General features: G+C 43.4%; 19 protein-coding genes. 16 read left to right on the forward strand and 3 right to left on the reverse strand.

Going from position 1 to position 20,102, the window contains the following annotated elements; translation table 11 throughout:
* Nucleotides 1-48: 48 nt before the first annotated feature.
* The 10 genes from BN1765_RS09590 (at nt 49) to BN1765_RS09635 (ending at nt 10,568) form a co-directional block, all read left to right on the forward strand.
* Nucleotides 49-849, forward strand: coding sequence for a Cof-type HAD-IIB family hydrolase (locus tag BN1765_RS09590; RefSeq protein WP_050614914.1), 801 nt, complete (start codon nt 49-51; stop codon nt 847-849).
* A gap of 145 nt (nt 850-994) precedes the next feature.
* Nucleotides 995-1,732, forward strand: coding sequence for a hypothetical protein (locus tag BN1765_RS09595; protein WP_050614915.1), 738 nt, complete (start codon nt 995-997; stop codon nt 1,730-1,732).
* Between the two features lie 278 nt (nt 1,733-2,010).
* Nucleotides 2,011-2,700 (forward strand): TetR/AcrR family transcriptional regulator, encoded by a 690-nt coding sequence (locus tag BN1765_RS09600; protein WP_050616733.1) that lies wholly within the window; start codon nt 2,011-2,013, stop codon nt 2,698-2,700.
* 29 nt (nt 2,701-2,729) lie between these two features.
* Nucleotides 2,730-3,875 carry an acyl-CoA dehydrogenase gene (locus tag BN1765_RS09605; RefSeq protein WP_050614916.1) on the forward strand — a complete coding sequence of 382 codons (1,146 nt, stop codon included), beginning with the start codon at nt 2,730-2,732 and terminating at the stop codon, nt 3,873-3,875.
* Nucleotides 3,876-4,036: 161 nt separating this feature from the next.
* Nucleotides 4,037-5,674 (forward strand): AMP-binding protein, encoded by a 1,638-nt coding sequence (locus BN1765_RS09610; protein ID WP_050614917.1) that lies wholly within the window; start codon nt 4,037-4,039, stop codon nt 5,672-5,674.
* Between the two features lie 18 nt (nt 5,675-5,692).
* On the forward strand, nt 5,693-7,054 hold the full coding sequence (locus BN1765_RS09615; RefSeq protein ID WP_050614918.1) for an acetyl-CoA carboxylase biotin carboxylase subunit: 1,362 nt from the start codon (nt 5,693-5,695) through the stop codon (nt 7,052-7,054).
* Nucleotides 7,051-7,263 carry an acetyl-CoA carboxylase biotin carboxyl carrier protein subunit gene (locus BN1765_RS09620; RefSeq protein WP_050614919.1) on the forward strand — a complete coding sequence of 71 codons (213 nt, stop codon included), beginning with the start codon at nt 7,051-7,053 and terminating at the stop codon, nt 7,261-7,263. Before BN1765_RS09615 ends, BN1765_RS09620 begins: the two co-directional genes overlap by 4 nt.
* Before the next feature lie 47 nt (nt 7,264-7,310).
* A complete protein-coding gene (locus tag BN1765_RS09625) occupies nt 7,311-8,207 on the forward strand; it encodes a hydroxymethylglutaryl-CoA lyase (protein ID WP_050614920.1) in 897 nt (298 codons plus the stop codon).
* A gap of 31 nt (nt 8,208-8,238) precedes the next feature.
* Entirely contained in the window at nt 8,239-9,021 is a 783-nt protein-coding gene (locus BN1765_RS09630) for an enoyl-CoA hydratase (RefSeq protein ID WP_050614921.1), read from the forward strand.
* A 5-nt stretch (nt 9,022-9,026) separates the two neighbouring features.
* Entirely contained in the window at nt 9,027-10,568 is a 1,542-nt protein-coding gene (locus BN1765_RS09635) for an acyl-CoA carboxylase subunit beta (protein ID WP_050614922.1), read from the forward strand.
* Between the two features lie 70 nt (nt 10,569-10,638).
* On the opposite strand, the gene BN1765_RS09640 is transcribed toward BN1765_RS09635, so the two are convergent.
* Nucleotides 10,639-11,235, reverse strand: coding sequence for a YdcF family protein (locus tag BN1765_RS09640; RefSeq protein WP_050614923.1), 597 nt, complete (start codon nt 11,233-11,235; stop codon nt 10,639-10,641).
* Between the two features lie 301 nt (nt 11,236-11,536).
* On the opposite strand from BN1765_RS09640, the gene nadE reads away from it, so the two are divergent.
* The 6 genes from nadE to BN1765_RS09670 all read left to right on the forward strand — a co-directional run bounded on the left by nadE (nt 11,537) and on the right by BN1765_RS09670 (nt 17,451).
* The gene (nadE, locus tag BN1765_RS09645) at nt 11,537-12,370 is read left to right on the forward strand and encodes an ammonia-dependent NAD(+) synthetase (protein WP_050614924.1); all 834 of its coding nucleotides are present in this window, start codon (nt 11,537-11,539) and stop codon (nt 12,368-12,370) included.
* Between the two features lie 611 nt (nt 12,371-12,981).
* On the forward strand, nt 12,982-13,701 hold the full coding sequence (gene pxpB / locus BN1765_RS09650) for a 5-oxoprolinase subunit PxpB (RefSeq protein ID WP_050614925.1): 720 nt from the start codon (nt 12,982-12,984) through the stop codon (nt 13,699-13,701).
* The gene (locus BN1765_RS09655; RefSeq protein ID WP_050614926.1) at nt 13,685-14,644 is read left to right on the forward strand and encodes a 5-oxoprolinase subunit C family protein; all 960 of its coding nucleotides are present in this window, start codon (nt 13,685-13,687) and stop codon (nt 14,642-14,644) included. Before pxpB ends, BN1765_RS09655 begins: the two co-directional genes overlap by 17 nt.
* A gap of 14 nt (nt 14,645-14,658) precedes the next feature.
* Entirely contained in the window at nt 14,659-15,426 is a 768-nt protein-coding gene (locus BN1765_RS09660) for a LamB/YcsF family protein (protein ID WP_050614927.1), read from the forward strand.
* A 68-nt stretch (nt 15,427-15,494) separates the two neighbouring features.
* Nucleotides 15,495-16,637: an NRAMP family divalent metal transporter gene (locus BN1765_RS09665; protein ID WP_082195558.1), complete on the forward strand. Its 1,143-nt coding sequence runs from the start codon at nt 15,495-15,497 to the stop codon at nt 16,635-16,637.
* Nucleotides 16,638-16,662: 25 nt separating this feature from the next.
* Complete coding sequence (locus BN1765_RS09670; protein ID WP_261797559.1) at nt 16,663-17,451, forward strand: putative hydro-lyase; 789 nt, start codon at nt 16,663-16,665, stop codon at nt 17,449-17,451.
* A 253-nt stretch (nt 17,452-17,704) separates the two neighbouring features.
* On the opposite strand, the gene BN1765_RS09675 is transcribed toward BN1765_RS09670, so the two are convergent.
* Together BN1765_RS09675 and BN1765_RS09680 are read right to left on the reverse strand one after the other, a co-directional pair.
* On the reverse strand, nt 17,705-19,063 hold the full coding sequence (locus BN1765_RS09675) for an amino acid permease (RefSeq protein WP_050616735.1): 1,359 nt from the start codon (nt 19,061-19,063) through the stop codon (nt 17,705-17,707).
* 339 nt (nt 19,064-19,402) lie between these two features.
* Nucleotides 19,403-20,077, reverse strand: coding sequence for an SOS response-associated peptidase (locus BN1765_RS09680; protein ID WP_050614929.1), 675 nt, complete (start codon nt 20,075-20,077; stop codon nt 19,403-19,405).
* Nucleotides 20,078-20,102: the final 25 nt, after the last annotated feature.

Consider the following 20,102-nt stretch of genomic DNA (forward strand, 5'->3'; position numbering starts at 1 on the left):
GGCGCACTGCCCCACTCCTATGTTGTAAGGGAAAGGAATCGTATAAACATGAAATGTCTTTCAATTGATCTTGACGGTACGTTGTTGAATTCCAAGCATGAATTGTCTGCTGGGAATTTGGAAGCGATAAAGGAATTAAAAGAAAAAGGATATTATTTAATCCTCAATACAGGCAGGGCCTATAAGGATGTCATTAAATATGATGCTGTCAAACAGCTGAACGTTCCTATTTTTTGTATCAATGGTTCGGTGCTTTATAATGCAGCAGGAGAAATTATGTATGAAGCATCTTTGTCGATCGATGAATATAAGAAATTATTTGCTACTCTTAAAGGTTTCGATGTCAGAATACTAGTCTACACCAACCACGGCGGGTTCCCTTCAACGCTTCCGCCTCTCCATGATATGGATGAAGGGGAGCTGGATCGATTCTTCAAAGCCTATAATTATGATGAAATTCTGGAGCAAGAGAATCTTACAATCTATAAATTGATTGCTCTTGTCCGAAATGAACAAGTGGAACTGATCGATGAGGTGAAAAAGGCATTGTCCGAAAACACTGCCATATCCATGGCCTCTTCATTCCCGAATAATGTGGAAATTACCTCAAGCGAAGCGCATAAGGGAAAAGCCATTCTGCGTTACCAGGATATGATGAATCTCCAATTCGAAGAAATCTATGCATTTGGCGATGGCGGAAATGATCTTGCCCAATTCGAAGTGGCCACAAAGTCGGTTGCCATGGCTAATGCACCTATCAGCATCCAGGAAAAAGCGGACTTGATTACAAAAACAAATGATGAAGATGGATTTGCTTATTCTGTCAGACATCAATTACATCTTATATAATCAAAGCGGAAGGCCTGTTCATTGCAAATGAACAGGCTTTTTTGAACGGTTATTTTTTAGTTATTTTCATAATTTATCCCCAAATTGGACATCCTACTAATCGATGAAGAGTGTGACCATTAAGTCCGGAAGGGATGTTGCAGATATGTTTAAAGTATGGAAATCGGCTGTATTGATATCCGTTTTATTTACTTGGCCGTTACAGCAAACATTTGCCGCAAGCATTGGCGCAGAAGAATACAGCAAGTACGGAGATGTTACCGGCAATGGCGTCAAGGATCAAGTCATACTTCGTGCCACGCCGATTAAAAAGTTGGATGATTCCTATAAAAAAATAAGCCTACAGGTGAAATTTGGCGGCAAAAAAAGAGTATGGGCGCTTGGCGAAGGAAGGCACCCTGTTTTGACGATTGAAGATGTAACCAATGATGGCATCAAGGATGTCCTGGTCACCATGAAATCACTGACTGAAAGAGGAAGTGTGACGGGGACAGTCATCACCTTCACAAATGGAAAAGGCCATCAGCTAAAGCTTCCGGAAGCCATTCCTATAGAGGCGTTTTTTAAAGACCACTATTCTGCAGAAGTGAATGCAGGGCGCAAAAAATTTGAAATAGATCTGAAAACAAGAAAAGATACGTACGAAAAATTGGGCATGTACAGCAAAGGAAAATTGAATGAACCCATTGAATTAATTGTGAGCGAGTTTAAAAGCCTGAAACCGCAATACATAAATTCGGACAAGGGGTTGGTATCCAAGCAGTTAATCAGTGGATTCCGCAGAGAAGAAGTATTGGGGGAACTGACAACTTATTGGGTCTACAGCAAGGATGGCTGGACCGTGAAAAATATCCTTTTTTCGGATGAAGGAATCAAAGGGTGAGCGTTAGTTGAAAGGTTCAGCCTGCTATAGAAAGTGGAATTGTTCATGTAGTCTTAATGCCAGCTAGAACAGGAAAGCAAGCAGCTGGGGCAAATATCCCGGCTATTTGCTTTCCTGATTGACAAGAAGAAAACGAGTTTGCTACAATTTTAAATATGGAAATGTAAGTGCTTACATAAATAGTTTTCGCCATTTAGTAAATCACGGCAGTCATTACTGGCAATCGGCAATACCGTATTGGGAAACCAGTTTGATATGTGCCTTCCGCCAGTAAAATCATGGCAAAGAAAAGAGGTGCCATTATAGTTCAGCTCAAAGATCGAATTATCGAAACTTCGCTGAAGCTATTCGAACAGCACGGTTTCCATGGTGTTTCCGTCCATCAAATTGTTCAGGAGAGCGGAACAAGCAAAGGCGGATTCTATCATCATTTCCACTCAAAAGATGAATTGCTGTATGTCATACATGATTATTTCATTTCTTATGTGCTGCAAAAAGCAAGGGAAGCAACCAGCAAGAGAATAACACCCACCGAAAAATTACTTCAGATTATTCAGTCATTTGTTAAAGTTTTTGACCTCTATAAACCTCATATTTCAGTATTCTATCAAGAAAGCATGTACTTAAAACCACCTTATGAACAACAAATCAAAAAAAAGAGAAACGATTACCGTGCCATTATCGATAACGTTATCCAAGAGGGCATGGAAGCGGGCGAATTCAGGGATGAATTGCCTGTAGGCATCACGGGAATGGCAGTTCTCGGCATGATCAATTGGACATATAAATGGTATAAAAGCGACGGTGTCCACTCAATCGACGAGATTGCCGCCATATACAGCGACATCATCTTCCAGGCGCTTTGGACGCAAAATGCCAAACAGAATCCCGTTTACCAGCAATACCGGCTGGGAACATCCCGCCTATTAGGCATATCGAATGACGCATGGCTAAAACAGACCGATTAGTCGGTCTGTTCAATAGAAGGGGGACAAATATGGAATTTTCATTAAGTAAAGAACAGAAGATGATTCAAGAAATGGTCCGGGATTTTGCCCAGAAGGAGATTAAGCCAGTAGCGATCGAGCTGGACCGGGAAGCGCGATTTTCCCAAGAATTATTTGAAAAGATCGGCAAACTAGGCCTGTTGGGCATTCCGTTCCCTGAAAAATACGGCGGCTCAGGAGCCGATACCGTTTCATACGCGATAGCGGTAGAGGAAATCGGAAAAGTTTGCGGGGGGACGGGGCTGAGCTACGCAGCTGCTGTATCGCTTGGTGCAAGTCCGATTTATTATTTCGGGACGGAAGAACAGAAGCAAAAATTTCTGGTTCCGCTTGCAAGCGGGGAAGGCATTGCCGCATTCGGCCTTACTGAGCCAAATGCCGGTTCGGATGCAGGGGGGACTAAAACCACGGCTGTCCTACAGGGCGATGAGTACGTAATCAATGGCGAAAAATGTTGGATAACGAATGGCACTCATGCGTTGACGGTCACTGTGACAGCCGTCACGGGAAAAGATGAAAGGGGAAAAAATATAATTTCCGCCTTAATTGTACCAAAAGATACTCCGGGGATGACGATTACCTCCCCTTACGACAAAATGGGTGTCCGCGCATCGGAAACTACCCAAATCGTGCTTGAAGATGTGCGCGTGCCTAAGGAAAACATACTTGGCGACAGCCAGAAGGGATTCAAACAGTTCCTTTACACCCTGGATGGCGGTAGGATTTCCATTGCAGCCCTTGCTGTCGGACTCGCTCAGGGAGCCTTTGAAAAAGCGCTGCAATACAGCAAGGAGCGCAAACAGTTTGGCAGCCCGATTTCTTCTTTCCAAGCAATCCAGTTTAAGCTAGCGGATATGGCGATGGAAATCGAGCTTGCACGGAATATGGTCTATAAGGCTGCCTGGCTGAAAGACCAAGGGCTGCCATTCACGAAAGAAAGTGCTTACGCCAAGCTATTTGCGACAGAGATGGCATTCCGCACATGTAATCAGGCGATCCAAATCCATGGAGGCTACGGATATATGCGCGAGTATGAAGTAGAACGATTCCTGCGCGATGCCAAGTTACTGGAAATCGGAGAAGGGACATCCGAAATTCAGCGGTTGGTTATCTCCCGGCAATTGGGCTGCAGATAGTAGCAGATAGTATAGGAGGTTAGAAGATAAAGAAGCGTAAATGGGGAGATCAAGCGCCAGCAAGGATCTATTTGGTTCCACGAATGGTCGGCGGGAATCATTAAAACCCTCACTGATCCAAAGTTCACTTTATCAATAATTGAAGGGTTAGGTGGCATACCATGTCAAAAATCATGAATGTTACAATCGGTCAATTACTTCAAGATGTCGCAGACAGGCAGCCTGACGTAGAAGCGGTAGTCTATCATGATCGCGGCCTTCGTTATACGTACCATGAATTTAATGAGGAATGTAAGCGGGCGGCCAAAGGCTTTCTAAAGATGGGAGTGCAAAAAGGCGACCATATGGCCATATGGGCAACCAATGTTCCCGAATGGCTGGTCGTTCAGTTTTCGACAGGAAAGATGGGTGCCGTCCTTGTTACAGTGAATACCAACTATCAAGCGCGCGAACTGGAGTACTTGCTGAAACAGAGCGATAGTTCCACGTTGATTCTGATAGATTCCTTCAAAACGCATTCTTATATCGATACGCTCTATGAAATTGTCCCTGAATTGAAAGATTGCGAGCCTGGAAAACTGGTTTCTGAAAAACTGCCATGTTTAAAGAACGTCATCATGTTATCCGATAAGCGTTATCCTGGAACGTATTCCTGGGAGGATGTACTCCGGATGGGGGATGAAGTAGAGGAGAAGGAACTCGAAGAGGCAGCGGCCTCCCTTGATCCGTTGGATGTCATCAATATGCAGTATACATCGGGCACTACGGGTTTCCCAAAAGGCGTTATGCTGACACATTCGAATATCGTCAATAACGGACGCAATATAGCCGAATGCATGAAACTGTCCAATCAAGACCGCCTATGCATCCCTGTCCCGTTTTTCCATTGCTTCGGCTGCGTGTTGGGAGTGATGGCATGCGTCACTGTCGGAGCCACCATGGTGCCTGTCCAGGAATTTAACCCCGAGGTTGTTCTGGAAACGGTTGAAGCCGAGAAATGCACGGCACTTCATGGAGTGCCGACCATGTTCATTAATGAGCTGAATCTGCCTGATTTCAAGACATATGATCTATCTACCTTGCGTACCGGAATCATGGCCGGTAGCAACTGCCCGATAGAAGTGATGAAAGCCGTTGTCGACAGGATGGGGGCACGCGAGATTACAATCGCCTACGGACAGACTGAAAGTTCACCGGTCATCACCCAGACAAGGACGGATGATCCGCTTGAGCTTAGGGTATCATCCGTGGGGCGCGCCCTTCCAAATGTAGAGGTGAAGATCGTTGAACCGGCGACTGGACGGATTTGTTCCGTCGGCGAACAGGGAGAGCTTTGCACCAGGGGCTATCATGTGATGGCCGGCTATTATAAAGATGAAGAGGCTACCAGGCAGGCAATTGACCAAGAAGGTTGGCTGCATACGGGTGATTTAGCCGTCATGGACGACAACGGCTATCTCAAAATCACCGGGCGGCTGAAAGACATGGTTATCCGGGGCGGCGAAAATATTTATCCTAGAGAAATCGAGGAGTTTCTTTATACCCATCCGAATATCCTTGATGTCCAGGTGGTTGGTGTGCCTGACAGCAAATACGGCGAAGAGGTTATGGCCTGGATCATACCGAAACAAGGGGCCACACTCACGGAAGAGGAAATCCGCAACTATTGCAATGGGAAGATATCCCGCCACAAGATCCCTAGATATATCGAGTTTACGGATCGGTATCCAATGACGGCTTCCGGCAAAATCCAAAAATTTAAGCTAAGGGAACAAGCACTGAATGTAATCCAGTCTTGAGAGAGGAGTTGAATGAATATGTTAAAAAAAATACTGATCGCCAACCGCGGGGAAATTGCTTCCCGGATTATCCGTACATGCAGGAAGATGGGAATCCAAACCGTTGCCGTCTATTCTGAAGCAGATGAACAGGCCTCTTTTGTCCAAGAAAGCGATGAAGCTTACTTGCTTGGAGGTCCTCGCCCTCAGGATAGCTATAATAATGCCGCAAAAATAATTTCAATCGCCAAAGCATCCGCTTGTGATGCCATACATCCGGGATATGGGTTCTTAAGTGAAAATGGGGATTTTGCGCAGGCGTGCGAGGAAGAGGGCATTATTTTCATTGGCCCAAGCGCGGATGTTATGCGTTTAATGGGAAAGAAAATCGAATCCAGAATGGCGATGGAAGCTGCCGGATTGCCGGTAGTCCCGGGTGTATCCCACGCCTTGGCCGATGTCGAGGATGCTGTCAGGATGGCCGAGGGCATCGGTTATCCTGTCATGCTGAAAGCTTCTGCCGGAGGCGGCGGCATCGGGATGGGGGCGGCTTTTTCCGAAGAAGACATCCGCAAGTCATTCGAAGGCCAGCAAAAGAGAGCGAAAATGTTTTTTAACGACGGGGATATGTTTATGGAAAAAATGGTTGAAAATCCGCGCCATATCGAAATTCAGGTGCTCTTGGACAGCCACGGGAACGGCGTGTACGTTGGCGAGCGGGAATGTTCGATCCAGCGGCGCAACCAGAAAGTGATAGAGGAGGCACCATCATCCTTTGTAAGTGAGGCGCTTCGTAGGGAAATGGGTGAAGCGGCATTAAAAGCCGCTAAGAAAATAGGATATGTAAATGCAGGCACTTTCGAATTTATGATGGACGAACAGCATCGTTATTATTTCTTGGAGATGAATACAAGGTTGCAGGTGGAGCATCCGGTCACCGAGGAAATCTCAGGGCTCGATCTGGTTGAACAGCAGATCCGGATTGCAGCAGGGGAGCGTTTAGCCTTTTCCCAAGAGGCCATACAGCTGCATGGCCATGCAATAGAAGCAAGAATATATGCCGAAGATCCAGCTACATTCTTCCCTGCTCCTGGAACAATTACTCATTTTAAGCTACCTAAGGGCGAGGGTGTACGAAATGATGCTGGCGCCAAGAGTGGTTATACGGTCACGCCTTTCTATGATGGCATGATCGCCAAGCTGATTGTAAAAGGAAGCAACAGAACCGAGTGCATTTCGCGCATGGCAGCAGCGCTGCAGCACTATGAAGTAACAGGCATTAAAACGAATATTCCGTTGATAAATGAAATCCTTTCCAATGAAGAATTCAAGAAAGGAAATACAACAACAGGCTTTATTGACTTATTACAAAGTAAAAAAGAGAGGGGCACAGTCCAATGAATGAAGTGAAAGCAAGCATGGCCGGAAGCGTTTGGAAAATTGTCGTAAAAGAAGGAGAAGAGGTCAAAGAGGGGCAGGATCTGGTCATTCTGGAATCGATGAAAATGGAAATACCGATTGCAGCTGAGCAAGATGGCAAGATTGACACAATCAAGGTAGCCGAGAACGATTTTGTGAATGAAGGCGATGTTTTGTTGATCCTTGGATGATTCAATAATCGAATAATGGTCCAAGGACAAGAAAGGAGCCGGGGGTTATGGAACAGAAGATGACAATCAGAGAAGTCGGGCCGCGCGATGGACTGCAGAATGAAAAAGAAATCATTTCCACTGAACAGAAGATCCAATGGATCAATCAGCTATCGGACAGCGGCCTGTCGTATATTGAGATCACTTCATTTGTAGCACGGAATTGGATTCCGCAATTAAGCGACAGCCTTTCTGTTGCCAAAGGCATCAAACGGAAAAAAGGAGTTAGGTATGCTGCTTTGGTTCCAAATTTGAAAGGTTTGGAGCATGCGCTGGAAGCTGATATTGATGAAGTGAATGTATTCATGTCCGCCAGTGAAACGCATAACCAGAAGAATATAAATAAAACGATCAGTCAAACACTGCCAGCCCTTAAAAGTGTTTGTTCAGAAGCTACAGCTGCCGGAAAAACATTGCGGGGATATGTTTCCACTGTATTCGGCTGTCCGTATGAAGGGAAAGTGGATATACATAAGGTGCTTACGATATGCCATGAGCTTTTTTCGTACGGCGTAGATGAAATTTCTTTGGGTGACACAATCGGCGTCGCCAATCCACGCCAAGTAGAAGACGTTTTGGAACTGGTGCAGAAAGAATTCGATTCCAGCAAGATTGCCATGCATTTCCATGACACGCATGGTATGGCTCTAGCCAATATCCTGAAATCAATCGATATGGGAATTACTGTGTTCGATTCTTCTCTGGGAGGCCTTGGCGGCTGCCCGTATGCGCCGGGAGCGTCCGGCAATGTAGCCACCGATGATGTCGTTCATATGCTCCATCAAATGGGCTATAAAACCGGCATTGATGAAGCCAAATTGCATGCCGCTGCTGTATTTATCCAGAATCGCATCCGCAAACCTTTGCGGAGCCACCAAATGGCCATTTCCAATTCGGTGAAGTAAAAAAGGTATTGTAATAGAAAGGAGAGATGAAATGGCTGTCTGTCTATTAAGAGAACAGAATGAACTAGGAATTGTGACGCTCACATTAAATCGTCCAAGCCAAGCAAATGCACTCAGCAGAGAATTGTTAACGGAATTGTCTGAGGCTGCTGAAGATTATATGTTCGACCGCTCAGTCCGCTGCATGATCATCACTGCTGCCGGCGACAGGATCTTTTCAGCGGGAGCGGATTTGAAAGAGAGAAAAGGAATGGATGAACCGACAGTGCGGAGAACCGTTTCGCTGATCGGAAATACCTTCAAAAAAATAGAACAGCTGCCTTTTCCTGTGATTGCTGCATTGAATGGTTCCGCGTTCGGAGGTGGTCTTGAATTGGCGCTTGCCTGTGATTTGCGCGTGGCTTCCCGATCCGGTACATATGGTCTCACAGAAACGTCTCTTGCCATCATACCGGGAGCCGGAGGGACACAACGCCTGCCGCGGTTGATTGGCGCCGCCCGGGCAAAAGAGCTGATTTTTACCGCCAAGCGCTTGGAAGCACAGGAAGCTTTTGAGTATGGTTTGTTTAATCAAGTAGCATCAGCAGAAGCAGTATATAAAGAAGCGCAGGCACTTGCAGAAGCAATTGCTTCCAATGGACCGATTGCTGTCCGCCAGGCAAAAAGAGCAATCGAAGCCGGGCTTCAGGGTGACCTGCCGGCAGGTTTGAAAATAGAAGAGCTTTGCTATGCATCCACGATACCGACAAGGGACCGATTAGAGGGTCTGCAAGCATTCGCAGAAAAAAGAAAGCCTGTATACAAAGGAGAGTGAATGGCATGGAACCTGCAGTAAAAAAACAAGGAGCTTCCTATCAAGAGCGCGCAGCACATATCAGGCAGGGTGGAGCGGAGAAATACCATCAGAAAAACAAGGAAAAGGGTAAACTTTTTGTCCGGGAACGATTGGCGCAATTATTTGATGAAGGCGTCGAAATAGAGGATAGCTTTTTCGCCAATTGTGACCGTGATGATTTTCCGGCTGACGGCGTCGTTACCGGCATCGGCAGCATTCATGGGCGAAAAGTCTGCGTCATGGCTAATGACTCGACCATTAAAGCTGGGTCATGGGGAGCGCGCACTGTAGAAAAAATCATTCGGATCCAGGAAACAGCCCTTAAATTGAATATTCCTATCCTTTATCTCGTGGATTCTGCAGGAGCGCGGATTACCGACCAGGTAGAGATGTTTCCCGGCAGGCGGGGAGCGGGAAGAATCTTCTACAATCAAGTTCAATTGTCCGGAAGGGTCCCGCAGTTATGCCTTTTGTTTGGCCCTTCAGCAGCAGGCGGAGCGTATATTCCCGCTTTTTGTGACGCCGTTGTGATGGTCGAGGGCAATGCGTCCATGTATCTCGGTTCCCCTCGCATGGCGGAAATGGTGATCGGGGAAAAAGTCACTGAAGAGGAAATGGGCGGAGCAAGAATGCACTGTTCGGTTTCCGGCTGCGGTGATGTATTGGTGAAAAGTGAAGAGGAGGCTTTACAGTTCGCAAGGGACTATTTGCAGTATTTTCCACAAAATTTCAAAGAAAAACCGGCTGTTGCTGCGGCTAAGCCGCCCCGTGAAGGAAAGCCGATTGAATCGATCATCCCGGCAAACCAAAATGCTGCTTTCAATATGCATGATTTTATTCATGCCCTGGTCGACGAAGGGAGCTTTTTGGAAATCAAGAAATTGTTTGCCGCTGAATTAATCACTGGATTGTGCCGGATCGATGGCAAAGCAGTCGGAATTCTGGCCAACCAGCCTCGTGTCAAAGGCGGCGTGCTATTCCATGACAGCGCCGATAAAGCGGCCAAATTCATTCAATTATGCGATGCCTTTCATATTCCGCTTCTATTCCTTGCCGATATTCCAGGCTTTATGATCGGCACGAAGGTCGAACAGGCCGGCATCATCCGCCATGGAGCGAAAATGATTTCTGCCATGAGCGAAGCTACTGTGCCAAAGATATCTGTCATTGCCCGGAAAGCATACGGAGCCGGCCTCTATGCAATGGCAGGGCCTGCTTTTGAACCTGACTGCTGCATCGCCCTTCCGTCTGCTTCTATCGCGGTCATGGGGCCGGAAGCCGCCGTCAATGCGGTTTATGCCAAGAAAATCCAAGAATTGCCTGCGCATGAACGCCAAGCCTTTATCGAAGAAAAACGGGAAGAATATCGCCAGGATATCAATATTTATCATCTAGCATCGGAAATGATTGTCGATGCCATCGTCGAGCCGCAACAACTGCGGGATGAACTGATACAGCGACTGGCAGCTTATGAAAGCAAAAACATGGTCTTTACTGAGCGTAAACACGGTGTCAATCCAGTTTAACCGAACAAATAAAAACAGGGCTATTCTTTTATGAATGCCCTGTTTTTTGCGTGTACTTTTGATGGCAATATCAACTAGCTAACTTCAGTAAATAATATTTCGTAGTTGCTAAATATTCCCGGATATAAAGCTTTACTTTTACAGCGGCAGGCGTTTTTGCCGCTATGCCGTACGAGTCCAAGTGATGATCATTAGCGATCAGAAGAGCCCTGTAAAGGTGAAATTGATTGGTAACAATTGCTCCTGATTTCTGCTCGATATCCGGTATCAATTTTTTACTATAAGCAATGTTTTCTTTCGTGGTTGTAGACTTGCTTTCCATTCTTATCCGATTTTCCTCGATGCCTTCTTCGATCAAAGCCGTTTTGATGGCTTGTGCTTCGGAAATCCCTTCATTCGGTCCTTGCCCGCCGGAAGCGATGGCTATGGTGGATGGGTTATCCCTAAGATAATGTGCAGCCGTTTGGATCCGTTCTCTCAAAGCTAACGATGGCGTCTCGCCGTTCACCTTTGTGCCAAGAATAATGACATAATCAAGATGCTCAGGCACTTTATCTTTGCCGGCCGAATGGATGTGCCAATGCAGCATCGCGACGTATGCCATACCTGCGACAAGCAGAAGGGGAAAGACCACTTTTACGATTTTGGCAAATCGCTTATGCTTCATCCGATCATCCTCCCACTCTCCACTATTTATTCAACATTCATCTAGTAGGAATCATATATGTATATGTGTATTATAAATGAAAGTTAATCAGAAAGCCTCCTGTTTTTGGCGATGGAAATTCATTTTCGTTTTTGTGTTGAAGTTTTAATCCTTAGCGCCTGTTAGAATGTGATAAAATGTGCGGGGCAGTTCAAAAAAAGTTTTATTTATTATTTTGGCAGGGTATAGTTTTACATGATGAATAACTAGAAAATTGTTATACTAAACAGTACCTGTAGTTTAAAGAAAGTAGGCTGAAAAAATGAGACCTTTACAAGCAGAAATTATCAAAGAACTAGGTGTCAAACCAGAAATTGATCCTAAAGAGGAATTCAGAAGAAGCGTTGATTTCATGAAAGAATACCTGAAGAAGTATCCGTTCATGAAAAGTATGGTATTAGGCATATCAGGAGGGCAGGACAGTACTTTATGCGGTTATATGGCGCAATGTGCGGTGAACGAACTGAACGAAGAAGCGGGCAGCGATGAGTATTCGTTCATTGCCGTACGCCTTCCTTATGGCGTTCAAATGGACGAACAAGATTGCCAGGATGCATTGGCATGGATGAAGCCTTCCGTTACGTTCGCTGTTAATATTAAGGATGCAGTCGATGCCAGCGTGGCATCTGTTGAATCGGCCAGCGGGAAAACAATGAGCGCTTTCCTGCGCGGGAATGCCAAAGCGCGTGAACGTATGAAGGTGCAATATGATTTGGCTGGTTTATATCAAGGTGTTGTTTTAGGAACGGACCATGCAGCGGAAGCAGTTACCGGCTTCTATACAAAGCACGGCGATGGCGCTTGCGACCTTGCTCCGCTATACCGCCTAAATAAACGACAAGGCAGAAGCATCCTAAAATATTTAGGTTGTCCTGAGCATCTTTATCTGAAGAAACCGACTGCCGATCTGGAAGATGATAAGCCGCAAATCCCGGATGAAGTAGCGCTTGGGGTTACTTATGAGGACATCGATAATTATTTAGAAGGAAAAGAAATTGGGGAAGAGCAGGCTACAATAATCGAAAACTGGTATCTAAAAACAGAACATAAGCGTAATGGCGCAATTACAGTGTTCGATCAATGGTGGAAAAAATAATTGTAAACAATCGCAAACCCTTTATGCGAATGATTTTGCATAAAGGGTTTTTTCTGTTTCTTCGTTTGACTTAAACATGGTCTCTAGCTCAGCTCGTTTTCTGGTCTATGCCTATGTGTGTATTAAAACGTTGATTGTACGGTTTAAACTGAGAAACAGGACATTTTTTGAGTCAAACTTCATTTGGAAATTGTTCTTTTTGATTACTTTTAAAACGTATGGACTATCCGCCACGCAAAGTCGCAAAGTAAAAATGCTTACTGCGACGAAAAAGATATAAAGGACAAACGTTTCGACATTTCTTTTGAGATATAGTCAGTTTCTTCGTATATTAGTATTTTTCTCACTCTTATTGGTTCTTCATTTATTTTTTTATTTCTAAATTCCTATTTGGGTTGTAATGTTTTGTAGTGCTATGCTCATAAAAAATCACTATTTATACGTTTAAGATTTTTTCATCACTCATTTCTTAACGGATTAGATAAGTATGATAATATGAATTATTTGAATAATGAGATTATTATAGTATAATGAATGAATATTATTGACGTTATTGTAAAAAATGGATTGTCAGTCGGATATTTACTGTTTTAGTAAAGGAGTGAGAGAAAGTGGATTATCAGTTATATCCTCTAGGGGATCAAGCGTTATTAATAGAATTTGGTGATAAAATCCATATGGATAACTATACATGCGTACAGCAAGTAAGTAGCCTATTGGATACACTCAAGCCTGATTGGTTAATAGAGTATATCCCTGCTTATACAACACTCACACTAATTTATGACCCTCTTCTATTATGGAAACGTAGTAAGGCTTCTCCGTATAGATTTCTTTGTCAGGAAATAAATCAGTTACTTTCAGAGGTGTCAGCACAAGAAATGAACGAAAAAAGAACAGTGATGATTCCGGTTTGTTATGGCGGCGAATGTGGGCCGGATCTTGCTTTTGTGGCTGATTATCATGGTTTAACAGAAGAGGAAGTAATACATATTCATTCAAGTGGTGATTATCTAGTTTATATGTTAGGTTTTGCTCCGGGATTTCCTTATGTCGGGGGAATGTCAGGTGAAATTGCAACACCTAGGAAGAGATCCCCTCGCGTTAAGATTCCTGTAGGGAGTGTAGGGATTGCAGGAGGGCAGACGGGTATTTATCCAATTGAGACGCCTGGAGGATGGCAATTGATCGGGCGTACACCATTACAGCTTTTCAATGTGAAAATAAATCCTCCAACTTTACTTCAAGCAGGTGATAAAGTTTGTTTCCAACCGATAAGCAGTGAAGAGTATCTAAATCTAGGAGGTGTCGAACATGCTCACCATTCTTAAACCGGGTTTGATGACAACGATACAAGATTTAGGTAGATATGGTTATCAAAAATACGGGATTATTGTCAGTGGTGCCATGGATCCTCTTGCTCATCGAATCGCGAATCTGTTGGTCCAAAATGAAGAAAACGCATCTACGATAGAAATCACACTTGTAGGTCCTCGCATTCGTTTTGAAAAAGAGACAATCATAGCACTAAGTGGAGGGGATTTGTCTCCTAGTATCAACGCTGAACCGGTGAAAATATGGGCACCATTACATATAAAATCAGGAGACATATTGGACTTTGGCAAAGCGAAAACGGGATGTCGCATGTATCTTGCCATTCAAGGTGGTTTGAATACGCCTGCTGTTCTAGATAGTACATCTACCTATTTAAGAGCTGGAATTGGCGGTTTTCATGGTAGGAAGTTAAAGTCTGGAGACCAGATAAACTATCCCTACATTAATAATTCAGAATATAAAAATAATTTTGCGGACGATTGGTCTGTTTCTTCGGATTTAAAGGCCCAGTCAACAAATAGAATCAGAGTCATGAAGGGAAGACAATACGATTTATTCCAAAAGGAAAGCCAGCATGCTTTCTTTACGGATTCATTCAACATTTCCAATCAGTCTGATCGAATGGGCTATCGCTTAAATGGATCCATTCTTTCTTTAAAAGAAAATAAAGAGTTGATATCCGAAGGCGTTAGCTATGGTTCTATCCAGGTTCCGTCCGATGGCAATCCGATTATCTTGTTGGCTGATCGACAAACGATTGGGGGTTACCCTAAAATCGCGCAAATAGCATCCGTTGATTTTTCGGTTATCGCCCAAAAAAGACCCGGAGAGAAGGTATATTTCGAGGAAATTAGTCATGAAGAAGCTCAAAGGCTTTATTGGGATCAAGAAGAGATGCTCCATTATGCACGAAAAGGAATCCAATCGAAATATCGATAAGAGGAGAGATAAAATTGAAAATCATTGATATCAATTGTGATATGGGGGAAAGTTTCGGTAACTATTTGTTAGGCAGGGATGAAGAAATTCTCGATTATGTGACATCTGCCAACATTGCGTGCGGTTTTCATGCGGGAGATCCAGCAACGATGCGAAAAACAGTCAACTCAGCACTCAAAAAAAATGTCGGGATTGGTGCACATCCAGGCTTGCAGGATTTGATTGGTTTTGGCCGGAGAGAAATGCACATTTCTCCAAGAGAAGCGTATGAAATTGTCATTTATCAAATGGGTGCCCTTTCTGCGTTTGTGAAAGCAGAGGGAGGAAGATTGCAGCATGTAAAACCCCATGGTGCGCTCTTTAACATGGCAGCGAAGAATTATTCATTGGCAGAAGCCATTGCGGAAGCTGTTTATAAAGTCGATCCCGATATTATTCTATTTGGACTAGCAGGAAGTGAATCTATTAAAGCAGCTGAACAAATTGGTTTAAGGACCGCAAGTGAAGTATTCTCGGATCGGACTTATCAAATGGATGGCTCTTTGACTTCGCGTAATGAAGAGAATGCTCTTATTAAGGATTCTATGGTTGCGATTAAACAGGTCGTAAGAATGGTAAGAGAACGGAAAGTATCTACTGTTCAAGGAATCGATATTCCGATTCAAGCACATACAGTGTGTATTCATGGAGATGGGGTAACAGCATTAGAATTTGCTCAGCAAATCTCTTCGACATTACAAAATAATGGGATAAAGGTCGCGAAAATCAGTGACTTTTTATAAATTTGAGGAGGTACTAGCTTTTGAAGAAACAATCACACTTTAGTATTTTAATGGGTGCTGCTTTCCTGATGGCAACATCCGCCATTGGACCTGGATTTTTGACACAAACGACGGTTTTTACAGAATCGTTGATGGCAAGCATGGGATTTGTCATTTTAATTTCTATTATTATTGATATTGGTGCACAGGTCAACGTATGGAGGGTTATCGCTGTTTCTGAAAAACGAGCACAAGATATTGCAAATGCGGTTCTTCCAGGTCTAGGATATTTTCTAGCAGCCTTAATAGTGATGGGGGGACTTGCTTTTAATATTGGAAATGTGGCTGGTGCCGGCTTAGGTCTGAATGTTTTACTCGGAGTTGAGGCAAAATGGGGAGCTTTAATGAGTGGACTTGTGGCGATTGGTATTTTCCTCGTCCGTGAAGCCAGTAAAGCGATGGACAAATTTGCGCAAATCATGGGATTTATTATGATCATATTGACCGTTTATGTCATGTTTTCCGCTCAGCCTCCAGTAGGGGAAGTTGTTGTACATACGTTTGTTCCGGAAACGATCGATATTTTGTCGATTGTGACATTGGTAGGAGGTACAGTAGGTGGCTATATCACATTTGCCGGAGGGCACCGATTAATTGATGCAGGTTTAGTAGGTAAAGAAAATTTATCACAAGTTACGAAAAGTGCTGCAAGTGCAATTGGGATTGCCTCTATTATGCGAATCTTTTTATTTTTGGCTGTGTTTGGCGTTGTAGCGCAAGGGATGTCTTTAGATGCCGGAAATCCTGCAGCTTCTGTATTCCAACATGCGGCTGGAAATGTGGGTTATAAAATATTCGGTGTAATCATGTGGGCAGCCGCTGTTACCTCGGTAATTGGGGCTGCATATACTTCTGTATCATTTATTAAGACTTTCAGCACTTTTGTTGATAAAAACCAAAACTGGTTCATTATCGGTTTTATCGCAGTGTCAACAGTTGTATTTGTCTTGGTGGGTCAACCAGTCAAATTATTAGTTTTAGTGGGTTCATTGAATGGCTTGATCTTACCTATTGCTCTAGGTGTGATGCTTTTGGCCGCATATAAGAAAACCATAGTGGGTGACTACAAACAACCACTATGGTTAACAATCGTCGGTGTCATCATCGTTATCGCTATGTCGGGGATGGGGCTTTATTCATTGTTCACTGGCATCCCTAAACTGTTTGCATAAGGAATAATAAATGGAGGGGAAGACATTGTTAAGTATTGAATCCAACACACCAAAAAAATTAAGGGAAATGATTCGTCAAAACGGATGGGTAAAGCCGACAGCTGGACTGGCTAAAGGATATATTCAAGCAAATCTGGCTGCATTACCAAAAGAGCAGGCTTTTGACTTTTTGCTATTTGCTCAACGAAATCCAAAATCATGCCCAATTATCGATGTGACGAAGCCGGGTTCAGGAATTCCGTTCAATTCCGCACCGAGTGGCAATATTAAAACGGATATTCCTAAGTATAGGATTTATCGAGATGGTACGCTGATGGAAGAGGTATTTGACGTAACGGATATATGGGATGATAACATGGTCGGATTTTTGATTGGTTGTAGCTTTACATTTGAGGAAGCCTTGCAAAATAATAGTATTTCCATTCGCCACATTGAAGAAAATTGTAACGTGCCTATGTATCAAACTAATATTGAATCAATCAAAGCGGGTATCTTTGAAGGGCCGATGGTAGTTAGCATGCGTCCCATGAGTGAAAAGGATGCGATTCGAGCTGTACAAATAACAAGTAGATTTCCATCTGTCCATGGAGCACCTGTACATATAGGCAATCCACAAGCTATCGGTATACGGGACATTAATAGCCCGGATTTTGGTGATCGGGTGACAATCAAGTCTGGTGAGGTACCGGTCTTTTGGGCTTGCGGCGTAACGCCACAAGCTGTGGCTATGAAAGTGAAGCCTCCATTGATGATCACACATGCTCCTGGCCATATGTTCATAACGGATTTAAAAAACGAACAATTTAGTATATAACGTATTTTGCCAATTGGTGTAAGAAATAGGTTAGGTAAAGGAAAAGAAAATATAAGTCTTTTAATAGGTGTTTTAATGACTCATCTAAGGAAGCAACATTGTGTTAACCATATCCATACATTTCTTGCCCACTGATGTATTTAAATCACACTGTTATGGAACGACCGTAGTGAAGAGGGTATCAGCAACAACATTACTAAATAAGTAAAACACCATAAAAGCACTCCACGAGGCTTTTATGGTGTTTTTGAAATTAATGAGACTGTCTCTTAGGCTTCATGAAAAGATAACCTATTATTAGCAATAGGAACCAGACAGGTGTAACGAATAAGGCAACCCGTGTGTCGGCCGCAAAGCCTAAAAGGATTAGGACAAATACAAAGAATGCTAGTACCACCCAATTCGAAAAAGGGGCCAATGGCATTTTAAACGGATTATTACGGGCATTCTCCGGCATCGTCTTGCGGTAGCGCATATGTGCAACGATAATAACGCCCCATACCCAAAGGAAACAGATGGTTGCAATACTGGTGACTAATGTAAATACTTCATCGGGCAATAAATAATTCAGCAATACGCCGACAAGCAATATGGCGCTTGAAAACATGAGGGCTGGTGCAGGCACGTTTTGCTTGCTTAGCTTACCCAATCGCTTAGGCGCTTTCCCTTCGTTAGCCAGCGTATACAACATTCTGCCTGTACTGAATATGCCGCTATTGCAGGAAGAGGCAGCTGATGTTAGGACAACAAAATTGATGATCCCTGCTGCTGCCGGAATACCGATCAATGAGAAGACCTTTACAAACGGGCTAGCTGCCGGGTCAACGCCGCTCCAAGGATAGATGGACATAATAATCAATAATGCCCCGATGTAGAAGATCAATATACGGATTGGAATACTGTTGATGGCTTTAGGTATCGTTTTTTTAGGATCAACTGTCTCTCCGGCTGTTACACCGACAAGCTCAATACCTACAAAAGAAAATACAGCCATTTGGAAGGCCAATAAAAATCCCGAAACCCCATTCGGGAAGAATCCACCATAGCTCCAAAGATTGCTAAAGGTAGCTGTAGTTTCTTTGCTTTTGAAGCCCATAAATACCAGAACTAAACCAATAGCTATTAAAGAAATGATGGCGATTATTTTGATTAAAGCAAACCAGAATTCGATTTCCCCGAATGCTTTCACGGTTGCCATATTAATCAGGAGTAAAATCAGCACGCATGCAAGGGCAGGAATCCATTGAGGAACCTCAGGAATCCAAAATTTCACGTACAGGCCGACCGCTGTTATTTCGGCAATCCCGGTAGCAATCCAACAAAACCAATAGGTCCATCCGGTTATAAAACCGGCCCAGGGACCGATAAATTCCTCCGCAAAGTCAATGAATGAACCGGTTGATGATTTATAGATTAATAGTTCACCCATCGCTCTCATAACAAAAAACAGAAAAATACCAATCAATAAATAGACAAGTATAATTGAAGGGCCTGCCAAATGGATGGACTTCCCTGCGCCGAGGAATAAACCTGTCCCAATGGCGCCGCCGATCGCAATCAATTGGATATGCCTATTCTGTAAACCTCTTTCTAAATTCTTTTCTTCTCCCAACTGTGATGACACATTTTCCACCTTCTCCGTATGTAATTATAGTAAAAAAAGAATGATCACCCCGTTCTGATTCTACTCATCAGTTCTATTTTAAAAAAATTATAATTATAATTATTTTATAGTTTTTTCTGCTCAAATACAAGATAACGGAAGGAAGGGTTAATAGATGGGAGTTTTGGATGATAAGGATAGAAAGAAAATGGCATGAATAATCAATGAATAGAGTTTTGGAAAGTTCATACTAGAAATGTGATTATTAAGTAGAGAAGGAAGAGAAAAGAAAGGAGAGAAAAATAGAAATAGGCTTAGGACGTGAATCCAAAGCCTTTTATTTTCATATCAGCAAATTTGTTTAATCAGGTTTGGTGAATTGTTTTTAGGTGAATTCACTTCGGATGATACTTCAAATGCTTCTAGCAAGTGATCATCAAATGGTTTGAGTAACTTGCTTAACTCATCGGTATTATGGTTGTTAGGATTCAACCATTGTTGTTCGTCTTCGAGCCTAAGGATCACTGGCATTCGATCATGGATGGCTGACATGAACTGATTGGCCGTTGTTGTCACGATCGAACAAGTATAGATTGGTTTGCCTTCAGGATTCCTCCAGGTTTCCCACAGCCCTGCCATCCCAAATGGTTCATCAGTTTTCATTTTAATGCGCATCGGGGTTTTACGCTTTTCACTGCGTTTCCACTCATAGAATGAATCAGCAACAATCAAGCAGCGTTTATGTTTAAATGAATTCCGGAAACTAGGCTTTTCAGCTAACGTTTCAGCACGCGCGTTAATCATTTTATAGCCAATCTTTTCATCTTTAGCCCATGCAGGGATCAATCCCCATCTTAAAAAGCCGAGGCGATTCTTGGTCCCATCGTTTATGACAGAAACAACGCTCTGTGAAGGAGCTATATTGTAGCTGAAACGATAGTCAGCTTCATCAAATGCTGCTTCAATCTGAAAGCGATTAATAATCGTTTCATAATCAGCGAATAAAGTAAACCGGCCGCACATAAGCTCACCTCTTCTATTAGATATG

Origin of the sequence: Bacillus testis, assembly GCF_001243895.1 — a bacterium.
Taxonomy (GTDB): Bacteria; Bacillota; Bacilli; order Bacillales; family DSM-1321; genus Bacillus_AD; species Bacillus_AD testis.

Bases quoted from the DNA above. Each gene is read 5' to 3' on its own strand.
- BN1765_RS09595 (WP_050614915.1), top strand. From the start codon at position 995: ATGTTTAAAGTATGGAAATCGGCTGTATTGATATCCGTTTTATTTACT.
- BN1765_RS09590 (WP_050614914.1), top strand. From the start codon at position 49: ATGAAATGTCTTTCAATTGATCTTGACGGTACGTTGTTGAATTCCAAG.
- nadE (WP_050614924.1), top strand. From the start codon at position 11,537: ATGAGACCTTTACAAGCAGAAATTATCAAAGAACTAGGTGTCAAACCA.
- BN1765_RS09620 (WP_050614919.1), top strand. From the start codon at position 7,051: ATGAATGAAGTGAAAGCAAGCATGGCCGGAAGCGTTTGGAAAATTGTC.
- BN1765_RS09625 (WP_050614920.1), top strand. From the start codon at position 7,311: ATGGAACAGAAGATGACAATCAGAGAAGTCGGGCCGCGCGATGGACTG.
- BN1765_RS09680 (WP_050614929.1), bottom strand. From the start codon at position 20,077: ATGTGCGGCCGGTTTACTTTATTCGCTGATTATGAAACGATTATTAAT.
- BN1765_RS09605 (WP_050614916.1), top strand. From the start codon at position 2,730: ATGGAATTTTCATTAAGTAAAGAACAGAAGATGATTCAAGAAATGGTC.
- BN1765_RS09635 (WP_050614922.1), top strand. From the start codon at position 9,027: ATGGAACCTGCAGTAAAAAAACAAGGAGCTTCCTATCAAGAGCGCGCA.
- BN1765_RS09615 (WP_050614918.1), top strand. From the start codon at position 5,693: ATGTTAAAAAAAATACTGATCGCCAACCGCGGGGAAATTGCTTCCCGG.
- BN1765_RS09630 (WP_050614921.1), top strand. From the start codon at position 8,239: ATGGCTGTCTGTCTATTAAGAGAACAGAATGAACTAGGAATTGTGACG.
- BN1765_RS09665 (WP_082195558.1), top strand. From the start codon at position 15,495: ATGGCAACATCCGCCATTGGACCTGGATTTTTGACACAAACGACGGTT.
- BN1765_RS09640 (WP_050614923.1), bottom strand. From the start codon at position 11,235: ATGAAGCATAAGCGATTTGCCAAAATCGTAAAAGTGGTCTTTCCCCTT.
- BN1765_RS09655 (WP_050614926.1), top strand. From the start codon at position 13,685: ATGCTCACCATTCTTAAACCGGGTTTGATGACAACGATACAAGATTTA.
- BN1765_RS09600 (WP_050616733.1), top strand. From the start codon at position 2,011: ATGGCAAAGAAAAGAGGTGCCATTATAGTTCAGCTCAAAGATCGAATT.
- BN1765_RS09610 (WP_050614917.1), top strand. From the start codon at position 4,037: ATGTCAAAAATCATGAATGTTACAATCGGTCAATTACTTCAAGATGTC.